We start from the raw sequence: 15,787 nt of genomic DNA on the forward strand, positions 1-15,787 counted from the left end.
ACTGCTAATTCCAAATAGAAGTGCAAAATCTCTGTGGGTGCAATAACTATGAAAAACACCGCGGAGGTTTGCCTTGCGGCTGGGGGCGCGAAGCCCCCAAAGAGCATTGACGGATAACTTAAGCAATACAAAAAAAGAGAAAGACTTTCGTCCCTCTCCCTGAGATTAACTAATTTTGTATTGCAATGTATAAACAATTAACCTCGGAGCAAAGATACACAATAAGTGTGTTACTCCAAAAGAAATTCTCACTTAGTTTTATAGCCGAGACAATTGGCGTGTCTGTAAGTACCGTCTCTCGCGAAATTAATCGTAATTCAAATGAGAAGGGTATCTACAGCTGTCATTTGGCAATACTCAGAGCTCGCCGTCGCAAGTCGAACAACCCTGGCAACCGTTCTGTCAAGCCTTATGTCCGCAGCCGTGTGTTTGAACTTATCCGCCATGAGCAATGGTCCCCCGAGGAAGTTTCCGGCTGGCTTAGGAGAGAGGAAGGCATGAAGGTCTCCAAGTCTACTATCTATAATTGGATAGCAGCCAGTTCCCCGCACCATAAGGATAATATCCGGAAACACCTTCGCCATGGCGGGCACAAGGGCAGGACATCTAATATGTCGGGCAGCGCACTGATATCTAACAGAGTTTCGATTGACGAACGACCCGTCGAGGCAGACGGTCGTTCCATAGGCGATTGGGAAATGGACACCATCGTGGGAAAGAATGGAAAAGGTGCCATCGTAACGCTGGTGGACAGGAAGAGCTGTTATATGCTCATGGAGAAACTTGAAACGGGAAAACAGGCCGTACCTTTGGCGCATGCCGTGGTGCGGCTGCTTAGAGAGTCCCAATTGCCAGTCAGGACTATTACCACGGACAACGGAAGTGAGTTTGCAGCACATGAGATTATAGCAAGAAAACTGGGTACAACTGTTTATTTTGCGCATCCATACTCCTCATGGGAAAAGGGGGCAATTGAAAACATGAATGGACTCATCAGGCAATATATACCTAAGAAGACCAATTTCAAAGGTATATCCAAGGGAATGATAAAACATATAATAGAGAAATTAAACAACAGACCAAGAAAAAAGAATCAATTTCAAAAGCCAAAAGATATGATTAAACAAAGAATTGTGTAATTTTGCACTTGCTTATGGAATCCGCCCTGACATTTCTCATTTATAACAATCCTTAAAATCATTTATATTTTCATTTTAAGCTGCATCAGTATCATTTTATTTTTGTACTTTTACACCGTGTTCAAGCCGTTCGTACGGCTTAAATCGAAAATAAACGCCATTATAGGCGATTTCTACCTATTTTTAGGTAACTCAAGCTAATCAAAAACGATACAACAATTACTATAAATTAATAATGGACGAAAATCAGACAATAGATCACGACAGAATCTTAAAAATCAACATTGAGGAAGAGATGAAAAGCTCGTATATCGACTATTCCATGTCGGTAATTGTAGCGCGTGCACTTCCGGATGTTCGTGATGGCTTTAAGCCCGTACACCGCCGTATCCTATACGGTATGCGTGGGATTGGCAATTTCAGTAATCAGCCATACAAAAAATGCGCCCGCGTTGTAGGTGAAGTCTTAGGTAAATATCACCCACACGGAGATTCTTCCGTTTACGGTGCCTTAGTGCGTATGGGGCAGGAATGGAACATGCGTTACAAGCTCGTTGATGGTCAAGGAAATTTCGGTTCGGTGGATGGTGATTCGCCTGCTGCAATGAGATATACAGAGTGTCGTTTGGCAAAGATGGGAGAACATGTCATGGACGATATCGAAAAAGACACCGTTGATATGGTAAATAATTTCGATGATACCTTACAAGAGCCTGCAGTGATGCCTACAAAAATTCCTAATTTGTTGGTAAACGGAGGCAATGGAATTGCGGTAGGAATGGCAACCAATATGCCAACCCACAACCTCAACGAGGTAATAGATGGCTGTTGTGCTTGCATAGATAACCCCGATATTTCCATCGATGAATTAATGAAGTACATTCCGGCACCCGATTTTCCAACAGGAGCTTTTATCTATGGACTTGAGGGGGTGAAGGATGCTTACGAAACCGGTAAAGGACGTATCGTGTTGCGCGCGAAAGCTGAAATAGAAAGCAATGATCAACATGATAAAATTGTTATAACGGAAATACCTTATGGGGTAAACAAACAACAGCTCATAGAATATATTGCCGATTTGGTGAAAGATGGACGTTTAGAAGGCATTTCCAACGTAAATGATGAAACTGGACGTCAAGGAATGCGTATTGTTGTAGATGTCAAACGCGATTCCAATGCGAATGTGATCTTAAACAAACTGTTCAAAATGACGGCTTTACAGAGTTCATTCTCAGTAAACTGCATTGCATTAGTGAAAGGTCGCCCTAGACTATTGAGTCTGAAAGAATGTATCAAGTATTTTGTTGAACACCGACATGATGTTACAATTCGTCGTACAAATTTCGATTTGAAAAAAGCACAAGAACGTGCCCATATCTTAGAAGGGTTGATTATAGCTTGCGACAATATCGACGAAGTAGTACACATTATTCGTGCAAGCAAAACTCCCTCAGAAGCCCAAGCCAACTTGGAGAAACGATTTGCGTTGGACGAATTACAATCCAAAGCTATTGTAGATATGCGCCTCTCCCAGCTAACGGGCCTGAGAATGGAACAACTACATGAAGAGTTCGAGCAATTGATGAAGACCATTGAAGAGTTGCAAGAAATTCTTAACAATCCGGAACGTTGCAAGGAGGTAATGAAAGAGGAATTGTTGGAAGTAAAAGAGAAGTATGGAGATGAACGACGTACCGAGATTATTCCAGATGAGCACGAATTCAATGCTGAAGATTTCTATCCTAATGATCCTGTGGTCATCACTATTAGCCATTTAGGATACATCAAGCGTACACCGCTTGCCGATTTCAAAGAACAAGCACGTGGCGGAGTCGGATCCAAGGGAGCCAAGACTCGCGACAAAGACTTCACTGAGTTTATTTATCCCGCAACCATGCATCAGACCATGCTTTTCTTTACTAGAAAAGGACGTTGCTTCTGGATGAAATGTTACGACATCCCAGAGGGAGACAGAAACTCAAAAGGTCGCGCTATACAAAACATGTTGGCACTTGCCCCGGATGACAGCGTAAACGCGTTTTTAAGAATAAGCGATTTGGAAGATGAGACTTTCTTGGATAATCATTTTATAGTGTTTGCCACAAAACAAGGTCTGGTAAAAAAGACATCAATACGCGCTTATTCTCGCCCAAGAGCAAATGGTGTTATTGCCATTAATATCAATGAGGGAGACGAGGTCGTTGATGTGCGCATTACTAACGGCGAAAACGAACTTATCATTGCAAATCGTAATGGTCGGGCTTGTCGCTTCAATGAAGAGACAGTACGCTCTATGGGACGTGTATCCACCGGCGTACGAGGCATGCGATTGGACGAAGATGGTCAAGATGAAGTCATTGGAATGATTGTTGTCAATGATCCGGATAAAGACACGGTTATGGTTGTTTCAGAAGAAGGGTACGGAAAGCGTTCCATGGTAGAAGACTATCGACTGACCAATAGAGGTGGTAAAGGCGTAAAAACTTTAAATATTACAGAAAAAACAGGAAGGCTGGTAGCTATTAAGAATGTTACAGACGATAATGACTTGATGATCATTAACAAGAGCGGAATAGTAATTCGCTTAGCTGTAGCCGAGTGCAGGGTAATGGGTAGAGCAACCCAAGGTGTTCGCTTAATTAACCTCACGAAGAAAAATGATGTAATCGCTTCCGTTTGTAAAGTAATGAGTGCCGAATTGGAAGAGCAAATAGAAGAAGAGAGTCGAGCGCAATGGAGTAAGTCCGATGAAGAAATCAAAAGCGATTTTGAAGGGGCGTCGGACAACCTGAATAACTCTACATCAATTTCTGATGAAGATAACTCACCAAACGTTGATTTTGAATAAAATAAAAATAGTAAATTGACGTTTCATCCATGACAGAACAAAAATAAAAACAATTTAAATATATCAGATTATGAAAAAATTTATGATCGCGGCTTTGATGTTATTAGGAACATCTGCTGCATTTGCCGGTGACAGCGAACCACTAAAAGCCATTTTGAAAGCTGATAATTATGCTACGGCTTCATCATTATTACAGTCAAGTTTATCGCAACTTGTTGATAATGCAGAAAAAGCAAAAGCATACAATAAGCTTTTTGAATTGGCGATGAAGAAAGTTAATGCTGAACAAGCCATTGAACTTGAAAATGAAACCCAAAAACAAATGGGAAAAGAAGGAAACAAGCCTGTGGATGAAGCAGGACTCTACGAGTCTGTTGGCTATGCTTTTGATGCGGGAAGTGAAGCAATCAAGTATGACAATATGCCCAATGCGAAAGGTAAAATTAAACCTAAGTTTGGAACTATTGTCGACCAGCTCTACGCACTTCGCGCACAGCTTATCAACGGCGGTATCTTTTATCAGAATGCTAAGGATAATGCCAAAGCCTATAAGTATCTGGCTCGATATGTAGAAACAGCAGATTGTCCTATGTTTGCTAAATTCGACAAATCAAAAGATCAGAACTTAACTGAAATCGCATATTTCGCAACTTACTACGCATATCAGAACAAAGATTACGCTAAAGCAGAAAAGTATGTAGAGTATGCGTTGAAAAATCCAGAACGTGCAAAAGAAGCACAACAATTGAAGTTAGCAGTGTTGGGAGCACAGTTGAAAACTCGCCAAGACTCTTTAGCTTATGCTGCAAAACTCGAAACCATTTATGCGGAAGATCCTTCCAATGATGCAATATTGACTACACTGACCTCTACTTATAGTTCTCTGGGAATGCAAGATAAAGCTGATAAGATTGTGAATGAGCAGTTGGCAAAGAATCCCAACAGTTTCGGAGCACTTGTTATGCGAGGTCAGTTCGATAGCCAGAAAAAAGAATATGAGGCTGCGGCAAATTCTTTCAAGAAAGCATTAGCATTAGCAAAAGATGACGACACCCGGATAGCTCTTAATGCTTCCATTGGTCAATGCCTCTTCTATAAAGCACAAGATCGCGTAGCTCAAGTAAAGGGCGTTTTAACACCTGCTGCTCGTCAGCAGTTTAATGTTGTCTATAACGAAGCTATTTCATATTTGGAAGCGGCCAAGAAATTGGATGTCATGAAAGAAAAGAAAAGTTCATGGGCATATCCTCTTTATGGCTGCTATTACTTCGTGAAAGGAGCGCAAGCACCTGAAACTCAAGCGGCAGCAAACGATGCCGGAGTTACTAATTAAAGGCTGTCTCCCCTTCTTTGATACAACAATATCAAAGAAGGGATTTTTACTATTTTAAATCATTGCTTATGATAAAACGACTCTTTTGTTTTATATGTTTGTCAGCAAGTATCTGCTTTCTATATGCTCAAGATTATAGAAAGTTAGCTGCAGAAATGAATCAGAGAGCAATAAAGGCCTATAACATCGTTAATAATAAATCGATTAGGGACTCTGTTACAATCTATCGCGCTGTGATAGAAGCATATAATTATACACTTGAAAGTGATAAATACGACAGAATGCCTAACCGAAAAGGAAAGGTAAAGCCTGTTTTCTCCGAAGACAACTCAGTAAGAGCTGCTCATTTACATTCGAAACTAATTGATGCGGGTATATTTCTTACCAAGAATACATATACACGACAGGAAGGCTTAAATGTTTTCAAATTATATTTGACTACCGCAACCAACCCATTAATATGTCAGCTTTTAGACGAAAGTGGAGTTGCTGCTTATTATTTGTCGTTCTACAACCTGAAATCACATAATCTCGAAGAGGCTGACGAATATGCCGATCTCTCTATGAAACATGATGAAACAGCTTTGGAAGCAGCCGAGATAAAAGCACAATGCATGCAGCAACAAATGGTTACGAAAGAAGACTCCTTAAAATATCTCACAGTTCTGACCAAACTTTATGAAACCGACCCTACCAACGAGACTTATTTCTCATGGATAATAAAGTTTTATCAAAACTCAACCCCATATTTTAATATTGAAAAATTTATCGACAAACAATTGGAAGAAAAATACAACTCTACCATTCCTTGGATACTAAAGGGGGAAATAGCTATGCATGCAAAACGGTGGGATGAGGCAATAGACGCTTACAAGACTGCAGACAAACTCGACCAAAATAGTATTCCCATAGCTTACAACATAGGGGTCTGTTTAAATATGAAGGGAATTGCAGCGAGAAATGATGTATTAGAGAGAAAGAAGAGAGGTGAAATGGCTTCAGATAATGAATTTAAGGATATCTTTACTGAGGCAAAAGTATATTTAGAAAGAGTTAAAGCTAAGGATCCACGACGTAATAAGGTAGATTGGGTTAGTCCGCTATATATGGTTTATACCGTGCTGGATGATAAAATCAAAACAGAAGAATTGGAACCATTGGTTAATAAATTCAGGAAATAATTTGAAACGGAGCATTGTCATATTTACCGTTATTTTGTTCCCACTGATTATATTTGCACAAAAAAAGCAAATCATGTTGGCACAAGAACAAGTAAAGACCGGAAAAGGTTTAGAAAAGGCAGAGAAATCTATGCGACTTTTGCTGGAAGATTCCGCTAATCGCACGAATACGAAAGTGTGGGCTGTTTTGTGTGAATCGCTAATTAAACAATATGAATTAGGCAATGAAAAGTTGTATTTGAAGCAAAAGTATGATACCACGACCTTGTTTTCCATCACGAAACGACTGTTCCGCTCAATGGCAAGTTTTGATTCAATAGATGCTAAACCAGATTCAAAGGGACGTATCAGACCGAAATACCGAGAAAATCATGCAGCGTTCTTAAACTCGATACGACCTAATTTATTTAATGGCGGAGTATATTTAATTCACAAGAAAGAATATCAAAAAGCATATGACTATTTCGCTGACTATATAAATAGTGCCACGCAACCACTTTTGGCAAAATATAAATATCTACAGAAAGATGCTCTCATTCCTCATGCAGCTTATTGGTCAATGTTTTGTGGTTACAAATTAAAAGATGCAAAAAAAATAATGACCCACATGAAATTGGCGGAACGCGATTCCTCCATGTTGAATTTTGTACGTCAATATGAAGCTGAAGCCTTCTTGATAAATGCAGATACAACTAACTATCTCCGCGCACTTCAAGACGGATTTTCCGCATTTCCCAATTTCTCTTTTTTCTTTCCAAGACTCTTTGAATACTATTCTGAAAAAGGTGACTTTAAGTCTGCATTAATCATTGCTGATCGAGCGTTAAAAGCCGATTCATCAAGTGTGCTTTTCCGTTACACCAAGAGTACAGCGCTATTAAATTTGGGAAGATACAATGAATGTATTCAAATTTGCGAACAACTTATTGCAGAAAATGATAAGTTTGCAGACGCTTATTATAACTTAGGATTGTCATATTTCAATCAAGCCATAGAAATGGATAAAGTCCGCCAACATAAATCGAAACGAGCTAAGATTGATAAATTGTATGAGAAAGCACTGCCATACATAACGAGATACAAAGAATTGGCACCAGAAATGAAAGACAAGTGGCTGGCACCACTATATACAATTTATCTTAATTTGAATATGGGTAAAGAATTTGATGCGATAGACGAGTTGAGAAATGGAAAAAGATAAGCTTTTAGAAAAATTAGGTATAGCATTCACTCCTATGCAGGAAAAATCTTGGGATGCTATTTTGCATACTAAGAACGATATTGTCTTGTTGTCGTCAACCGGCACGGGGAAAACATACGCATATCTCCTTCCTATCTCCCGGCTTATTGATGAAAACTCAGATGCGCCACAGGTAGTTGTTTTGGTTCCAAATAGAGAGCTTGCAAAACAATCAATGAATGTGGTGAATGATATGAAATTAGGAATCAGATCTATGGCATTGTATGGTGGGAGAAGCACTATGGAAGAACATAGATTACTTCGTAATGTTAATCCACATATTATCATTTCAACTCCCGGTAGGCTGAATGATCATCTTGAAAAGAAAAATTTCGATGTATCGTGTATCCAATTGGTCGTAATCGATGAATTCGACAAATGTCTTGAAATGGGATTTCAGGATGAAATGCACCAACTCCTTGAAAAACTTCCCTTTATACAAAGAAGAATTCTACTATCAGCCACTGACTCGAAGGAGATTCCAAGTTTCGTAAATCTCACTAAAGTTTCAAAGTTAGATTATAGGATTGATAAAAAAGATGTTGCCACAAGGATAAAACTTTATCAAGTGCTATCTCCCTCAAAGGACAAACTCGACATCTTAGCACATTTGCTTTTATGCTTGGAGCAACAAAGCAGTATTGTTTTTCTAAATTACAGAGAGTCTGTGCAAAGGGTATCCGATTTTTTAAAGAAAATGAGCTTTGGCATTGCCCCATTCCATGGAGGGTTAGAACAAAAGGAACGGGAAAGTGCTCTGTATAAATTTTCCAATGGGTCTGCCAATATATTAATAAGTACGAATTTGGGATCACGCGGTCTCGATATTCCGAACGTGGATAATATTATTCACTATCATTTGCCAGATAATGAAGAAGATTACACACACAGGATAGGAAGAACAGCTCGATGGGACAAAAAAGGAACTTCTTTTTTCATCTTAAGCCCAGAAGAAGAACTTCCCGAGTATATTGGTACCAATGTAGAGACCTTCCCAATCCCTCCACAACTCCCCAAAGCAGCCTTACCTTTGATGTGCACAATATATATAGGCAAAGGGAAAAACGATAAAATCTCCAAAGGCGACATTGTGGGCTTTCTCTGTAAGGTAGGAGGATTAGCAATGACTGACATTGGAAAAATTGACATCATGCCAAGATTTTCTTATGTGGCAGTGCGGAGAAGTAAAAAAAACATAGTTCTTAAACTTACTAAAGGGGTAAAAATAAAGGGCTTAAATACCGTCGTGGAAGAAGTAATATGAAAAAACTTCCAAGATGTTGTTGCCTTTACTCAATTGTATAAGTTTTGTCAAAATATAACAATGTAGGATTTTATGAAAAATATCTAAAAACATTTGCTTATTTCAAATTTTAGCTGTAATTTCGCAGACAACATAGGACGATAAATTACCTTTTGAAAAAATAGTATCAAAAAACATATAAAACTTAAATTTTTAATGTCATTATGAAGAAGTATAATTTTAATGCAGGTCCTTGCATCCTTCCACGTGAAGTAATTGAAAACACTGCAAAGCAGATTTTAGATTTCAATGGTAGCGGTCTTTCTTTGGCAGAAATTAGCCACAGAGCAAAAGACTTTCAGCCGGTAGTTGATGAAGCTGTTGCCTTAATCAAGGAACTTTTGAATGTACCAGAGGGGTATTCTGTTCTTTTCTTGGGCGGTGGTGCTTCTCTTGAATTCTGTATGATCCCTTACAACTTCTTGAACAAGAAGGCTGCCTATCTAAGAACGGGTGTTTGGGCAACCAAAGCCATCAAGGAAGCTAAATTATTTGGTGAAGTTGTTGAAGTAGCTTCTTCCGCAGACAAGAATTTCACCTATTTTCCAAAGAATTTTGAAGTTCCAACCGATGTTGATTATCTACACGTAACAAGCAACAATACAATCTATGGTACTGAACTTCACAAAGATTTGGACGTACCCGTTCGCATGATTTGTGATATGTCTTCAGATTTTATGAGTCGTCCTGTTGACGTTTCTAAATACGATTGTATTTATGGTGGTGCACAGAAAAACCTCTCTATGGCCGGTGTTACTTTCGTAATCATTAAGGATGACGCTTTAGGCAAGGTTTCTCGTGATATTCCTACAATGCTTGACTACCGTACTCACATTAAGAAGGGTTCCATGTTCAACACTCCTCCTGTTGTTCCTATTTACACCGCATTGGAGAACCTCCGTTGGGTTAAGACTCATGGTGGCGTAGAAGCAATGGCTAAGTTAGCTAAGCAGCGTGCAGATTTGTTGTATGGCGAAATCGACCGCAACAAGTTGTTCCGTGGCACTGTACAGGTAGAAGAGGATCGCTCTTACATGAACATCTGCTTTGTTCTTAATGACGAGTATGCTGAACTTCAGCAAGAGTTCCTTGACTTTGCTACTTCTAAGGGCATGGTTGGAATTAAGGGTCACCGTGATGTTGGTGGCTTCCGAGCAAGCTGCTACAATGCTCAAACGGTTGAAGGTGTTCAAGCACTTGTTGATTGCATGAAAGAATTTGAAGCAAAGCACTAATTAAATAATTTAAGCGAATGCACGGACACGACATAATAGTCATTGTCCGTGTGCTTGCGTTAAAAATATAACAAAATTTATGAAAGTTTTAATCGCAACAGAAAAACCATTTGCAGCTGCAGCTGTTGATGGTATCAGAAAAGAAGTTGAAGCTGCAGGTCATACACTTGCACTATTAGAAAAATATACAGAAAAAACACAGTTACTTGATGCCGTAAAAGACGCTGACGCTCTTATCATCCGTTCAGATAAGGCAGATGCCGATGTATTCAATGCTGCCAAGAATCTGAAAATCGTAGTTAGAGCAGGCGCCGGATACGACAACATTGACCTCGCTGCAGCCACAGCACATAATGTCGTTGCAGAAAACACACCCGGTCAGAACTCCAATGCCGTGGCAGAGCTTGTATTGGGTCTTCTCGTATATGCTGTTCGCAATTTCTACAACGGCAAGAGTGGCTCAGAGTTGAAAGGCAAAAAACTCGGTATCTTGGCATTTGGTAACGTAGGTCGCAACGTGGCTCGCATCGCAAAAGGTTTCGGTATGGAAGTTTACGCTTACGATGCTTTCTGCCCGAAGAACGTTATCGAAGAAGCCGGAGTTAAGGCAGTTGATAGCCAAGAGGCTTTGTTTGAAAACTGCGATATTGTTTCTTTGCATATTCCCGCAACACCTGAAACTAAACAGAGCATCAACTATGCATTGGTAAACAAGTTGCACAAGGGAGGTATTCTCATCAATACAGCTCGTAAGGAAGTTATTAATGAGCCGGAACTTATTAAGCTCCTTGGTGAACGTGAAGACCTCAAGTTTATCACAGATATTAAGCCGGAGGCTGATGCAGACTTCGCGAAGTTCGAAGGTCGTTACTTCACAACTCCTAAGAAGATGGGTGCCCAGACAGCAGAGGCTAACATCAACGCTGGTATTGCCGCAGCAAAGCAAATCAAAGCTTTCTTTGCAAACGGTGACACAAAATTCCAAGTAAACAAATAATTTTTTAATCAACCACAAGCTATTTATTCTAATGGCATTTATGACAGAAGCTTAAATAGTTTGTGGTCTTTTTTTAATTTATGGCAAAAGTAAAACCATTTAGAGGTGTCCGCCCTCCAAAAGAATTCGTTGAGCAAGTGGAGAGCCGCCCATACGATGTACTAAACTCAGAAGAAGCTCGCGAAGAAGCAAAAGGCAACGAAAAGAGTCTTTATCATATCATCAAACCGGAAATCGACTTCCCGGAAGGGACAAGTGAATACGATCCTCGTGTTTACGAGAAAGCTGCTGAGAATTTCAAGAAGTTCCAAGACAAGGGATGGCTAGTTCAAGATGAAAAAGAACAGTACTATATCTACGCTCAAACCATGAACGGAAATACCCAATATGGAATTGTCGTGGGTGCTGCATGTCAAGACTATGTAGATGGTGTAATAAAAAAACACGAACTCACACGTCGCGACAAAGAAGAAGACCGCATGAAGCATGTTCGTGTAAATGATGCCAACATCGAACCGGTGTTCTTCGCTTATCCAGATAATCCTATTCTTAAAGAGCTCACCACTCGTTATTCCAAGACAACTCCGGAATACGATTTCATAGCTCCTATTGACGGCTTCCGTCATCAACTTTGGGTCGTATCTGATGATAAAGATATCAAGATCATTACAGAAGAGTTCGCTAAAATGCCATCTCTTTATATTGCAGATGGACACCATCGCTCAGCAGCTGCAGGTCTCGTAGGTGGTGAAAAAGCAAAAGCTAACCCCAATCATACAGGAAATGAAGAGTACAACTACTTCATGGCAGTTTGCTTCCAAGCATCAGAACTGACTATCCTCGATTACAACAGAGTTGTTAAAGACTTAAACGGAATGACTTCTGAAGAATTCTTGAAGGCATTGACTAAGAACTTTATCGTTGAAAAGAAAGGTGCGGCAGTTTATAAACCAACAAAACTTCATGAGTTCTCGCTCTATCTTGATGGAGAGTGGTACTGTCTTGTAGCTAAAGAAGGTACATACGATAACAATGATCCCATCGGCGTACTTGATGTAGATATTTCAAGCCGCTTAATTCTTGATGAACTTCTTAACATCAAAGATCTCCGTTCGAGCGATCGCATCGATTTTGTTGGTGGACTTCGTGGTTTGGAAGAACTCAAGAAGCGAGTTGATAGCGGTGAGATGAGAGCTGCACTTGCTCTTTATCCCGTAAGCATGCAACAAATTATGGACATTGCGGACAGTGGCAAGATCATGCCGCCGAAGGCAACATGGTTTGAACCGAAACTTCGTTCAGGCTTAATCATTCACAAGCTTTCTTGATAGAATCTTTAATTGAAATCCGATAAATACAAAACAATTAAAGAAAATAATATTGGCGAGGGATTTTATTCCGAAAAGCGGAGTAAGTTCCTCGCTTTTGCACATCATATAAATTCTACCGAGGAAGCGTTGGATATTGTCAAGGAATATAAAAAGAAATACTATGATGCCCGACATTGCTGCTATGCTTATCGTTTAGGGACTCAAGGAGAAGAATATAGAATGAACGATGATGGAGAACCGTCATCTACAGCAGGAAAGCCAATTTATGGTCAATTGTTACGATACGACCTGACAAATATCCTTATTTGCGTGATACGCTATTATGGAGGTGTAAATTTAGGTACCGGAGGTTTAATTACGGCATACAAAACCGCAGCTGCAAACGCTATATTCAATTCCTCGCTTGAAGAACGTTATATTGAGGAAGTAATTGATTTCTCATTTACATATCCCATGATGAACGATGTTATGAAAATAATAAAAGACATGAACCCAAGGATTCTTCATCAGCATTTTGACAACACATGCACAATGAGGTTATCCATTCGTAAATCGCAAGCTAAGGGTCTTAAAAGTCGATTGGAAAAATTATCTTTCAAATAAGTTTGGTAATACAAAATTATTTTTATACTTTTGCTTTCACTTTTGGAAGTATGGCAGAGTGATCGAATGCGCCGGACTCGAAATCCGGTATACGCTCTTTTGCGTATCGGGGGTTTGAATCCCTCTACTTCCGCAAGTTAGTTGTCAAATTTACATTGGATTCTGCAAATATCTATTTATCACTCCATATTTCGGAAGGATCATTTATTTTTCCATTTGTCGACTTTTTGGGTTGTCGAAAGAATTACACTCCAAAACACGCCATCCAAATAACCTTACGCGAGTTCGGGATAAGAAAATCTTTAGAAAAGTTCCAATTGCGTAAGCATCCAATATTAGGGGTCAGTCGTAAAACGGGGCAGTCGTAAAACCCAGTTGCATCCCCTCTCCCCTCATGCACATAATTTCATAAGCCTGTAAAGGAAGAAAGGGCTCAGTAGAAAATCAGTGGGGGAATAATTTGTTATTTATCTTAATAATTCCGACCTTCGCATCATGGAAGAAAATATGTTACGCACCTTGGCAGCTCTTGTGTTGCCCACTCAAATATTAGAGTTTTTTACTATCGTTTCTGTCCGTGAGGTCGGATCAGAGTTTCATATTAGTCTTGACGAACGTATGGACAAGACTTTGGCGGATGATGCCAACTTCGAGTCCAAAGGGTTCATGGAAGCTGTTAATATAACTGACTTTCCGATCCGAGACCATAAGGTTATATTGAAAATTCGTCGCAGACGATGGACGGACTTGCGCACAGGCAAGAGCTTTACGCTTCCCATCGCTTTAGACATGGTAGCTCAGGGCACTCGTTACTCCAAGGAATTTGGAGCTTTTTTAAAAGAAACGTATGGAGACATCCCCCGTGAGCTGCCTTACGCTTGAGGATTTCTATCATATTGACGGACACACATTTGAGAAACAATACAAGGAAGTTCTGAGCGGCTTTCGTCAATGGGACCAGGCAGAACATGCCGACGAGTGGCTTCTCTTTCCTGACAACATCGGATCCTCTTTGGCTATTGATGAAACTTCACTGTCTAACGGCGAACTGTACACTTTCGTGACCAACCGTGCAGCAAGGACACGGGAAAGAAGTCTCGTGGCAGTAGTTGCAGGTACAAAGTCAGAAGATGTCATAGCAGTACTGGATAGGATTGGTGAGGAGAAACGCTCCTCTGTTGAGGAAGTCACTCTGGACCTGTCCGACTCTATGCGCAAAATAGTCAGAAGCTCGTTTCCCAATGCCAAGCGTGTAATCGATAGGTTCCATGTACAAAAGTTAGCATGCGACGCCGTACAGGAATTGCGTATCAAGCACCGCTGGGATGCAATACAGCAGGCAAACGACGAGATGGAGGAGGCAAAACTCTGCGATGAACCATACAGCCCATACCGATACGCTAATGGAGATTATTACTGTCCGCTAAACATAGAAATCCTCATTCCAACTCATTGAGACACAATAGTTCGGATGACAGCATGTTAGTGACAAGCCCCCTTATTCATTTTCTGTTACCTCGGGTGGCGATTCAGCCGCTGCTTCAAGCATGAGTTTCATGTCGGCATCCGGCATGTTGAAGAAATTATTCATGTTGAGGTATTCCATAAGTACAATGCGCACCATAGTAGCCAGCCCTGAGAAACTCCACCGCCTCTGCAATGAGCTTTGCAGCAGTGACAGTAATAGATTGGCAATGAGTGTAACCCAAATCTGTATCTTGATGGCGTTGGCACTCTCCCCATAGAAGTATCTAAGCGGGAAGTTCTGTTTTATCTGCTTGAAAAGAGTCTCTATCTGCCACCTCCTGCGGTAGATGGCTACGATAGTCTCCATGGACATGTCAAAGTCGTTGGTAAGCAAGGACACCAACTTTGGCATCTTTCCTTTCTTGATATCCACATAGGTGATGATACGCGCTATATGGTTGATACCGCCCTTCCTGAACACCACCACCTGCTCACGATATTCCATCAGCCCATCCTCGTTCATATCCATGCAGTCTACCAACACCTCGTATTTGAGATTTTTCTTCATCTTGGTGACATAGACAACGTTCCTCTCGGTCAGTTCCTCAAACTTTTCATAGTTAATATATGCACGATCCAGGGCAACGATTTCATCATGCTTGAAATGGCTGGGGGCGAGCATGAAGGAATCGTTGGTAGCGGCAGAGGTGAACTTCACGTCACAGTGAACTCCCTCGTTTGCATGAATGACGGAATGCACTTTTATGCCACCCTTCTTCTTTCCCGTCTTAGGATGACGGCCCACGCCCTTGAAGATGACGTTAGAGAACAGGGTTATCGTGGTGGAATCGATGATTCTCAGACGTTTTACCCATTCCTCCGTACCATTGCGTCGGCTGTCCGAAGAAAGTCTGTCCTTATTGGACTCGTAAAGGTCGTGATACACGTCCTCAAAGAATTTCTCCGAGCGTCTGGCGTTCGCATCTGACAGGGTACTGCGCTTAGGAACCCTGTCAATGCCTATGTGATGAAGCTTGCGCACCTCAGCCGTCATTGCCGCCTCTATCTCGCGCAGGGAGTCGAAGCGCATGATGACTGCATACAGCATCG

12 protein-coding genes, 1 tRNA gene and 1 pseudogene are annotated in these 15,787 nt (G+C 40.7%); 13 read left to right on the forward strand and 1 reads right to left on the reverse strand.

Annotation, left to right across the window (positions count from 1 at the left end; all coding sequences use genetic code 11):
- Positions 1-185: 185 nt before the first annotated feature.
- The 13 genes and pseudogenes from E0E16_RS03715 to E0E16_RS03775 all read left to right on the forward strand — a co-directional run.
- Positions 186-1,139 carry an IS30 family transposase gene (locus E0E16_RS03715; protein ID WP_130828935.1) on the forward strand — a complete coding sequence of 318 codons (954 nt, stop codon included), beginning with the start codon at positions 186-188 and terminating at the stop codon, positions 1,137-1,139.
- 235 nt (positions 1,140-1,374) lie between these two features.
- Complete coding sequence (gene gyrA / locus E0E16_RS03720) at positions 1,375-3,987, forward strand: DNA gyrase subunit A (protein ID WP_130828937.1); 2,613 nt, start codon at positions 1,375-1,377, stop codon at positions 3,985-3,987.
- Positions 3,988-4,057: 70 nt separating this feature from the next.
- Positions 4,058-5,320 (forward strand): tetratricopeptide repeat protein, encoded by a 1,263-nt coding sequence (locus E0E16_RS03725; protein WP_130828939.1) that lies wholly within the window; start codon positions 4,058-4,060, stop codon positions 5,318-5,320.
- Positions 5,321-5,388: 68 nt separating this feature from the next.
- The gene (locus E0E16_RS03730; protein ID WP_130828941.1) at positions 5,389-6,501 is read left to right on the forward strand and encodes a tetratricopeptide repeat protein; all 1,113 of its coding nucleotides are present in this window, start codon (positions 5,389-5,391) and stop codon (positions 6,499-6,501) included.
- 73 nt (positions 6,502-6,574) lie between these two features.
- Positions 6,575-7,702, forward strand: a complete 1,128-nt coding sequence (locus tag E0E16_RS03735) for a hypothetical protein (protein WP_240048169.1) — start codon at positions 6,575-6,577, stop codon at positions 7,700-7,702.
- Entirely contained in the window at positions 7,689-9,005 is a 1,317-nt protein-coding gene (locus E0E16_RS03740; RefSeq protein WP_130828945.1) for a DEAD/DEAH box helicase, read from the forward strand. Before E0E16_RS03735 ends, E0E16_RS03740 begins: the two co-directional genes overlap by 14 nt.
- A 203-nt stretch (positions 9,006-9,208) precedes the next feature.
- Complete coding sequence (gene serC / locus E0E16_RS03745; RefSeq protein ID WP_130828947.1) at positions 9,209-10,279, forward strand: 3-phosphoserine/phosphohydroxythreonine transaminase; 1,071 nt, start codon at positions 9,209-9,211, stop codon at positions 10,277-10,279.
- Between the two features lie 79 nt (positions 10,280-10,358).
- Positions 10,359-11,276, forward strand: a complete 918-nt coding sequence (locus E0E16_RS03750; protein ID WP_130828949.1) for an NAD(P)-dependent oxidoreductase — start codon at positions 10,359-10,361, stop codon at positions 11,274-11,276.
- Between the two features lie 80 nt (positions 11,277-11,356).
- The gene (locus E0E16_RS03755) at positions 11,357-12,604 is read left to right on the forward strand and encodes a DUF1015 domain-containing protein (RefSeq protein WP_130828951.1); all 1,248 of its coding nucleotides are present in this window, start codon (positions 11,357-11,359) and stop codon (positions 12,602-12,604) included.
- Between the two features lie 12 nt (positions 12,605-12,616).
- Positions 12,617-13,210, forward strand: a complete 594-nt coding sequence (locus E0E16_RS03760; protein WP_130828953.1) for an IMPACT family protein — start codon at positions 12,617-12,619, stop codon at positions 13,208-13,210.
- Positions 13,211-13,254: 44 nt separating this feature from the next.
- Positions 13,255-13,343: transfer RNA gene (locus E0E16_RS03765), tRNA-Ser, on the forward strand.
- 362 nt (positions 13,344-13,705) lie between these two features.
- Positions 13,706-14,092, forward strand: coding sequence for an ISAon1 family transposase N-terminal region protein (locus tag E0E16_RS03770; RefSeq protein WP_130828385.1), 387 nt, complete (start codon positions 13,706-13,708; stop codon positions 14,090-14,092).
- A pseudogene (locus tag E0E16_RS03775) lies at positions 14,058-14,621 on the forward strand (ISAon1 family transposase); the annotation flags it as partial. The gene E0E16_RS03770 and the pseudogene E0E16_RS03775, both read left to right, overlap by 35 nt.
- 87 nt (positions 14,622-14,708) lie before the next feature.
- Here the strand turns inward: E0E16_RS03775 and E0E16_RS03780 are convergent.
- Positions 14,709-15,787, reverse strand: a 1,079-nt coding sequence (locus tag E0E16_RS03780; protein WP_130828955.1) for an IS4 family transposase, incomplete at its 5' end; no start/stop codon positions are given.

Origin of the sequence: Prevotella rectalis (assembly GCF_900607215.1) — a bacterium.
Taxonomy (GTDB): Bacteria; Bacteroidota; Bacteroidia; order Bacteroidales; family Bacteroidaceae; genus Prevotella; species Prevotella brunnea.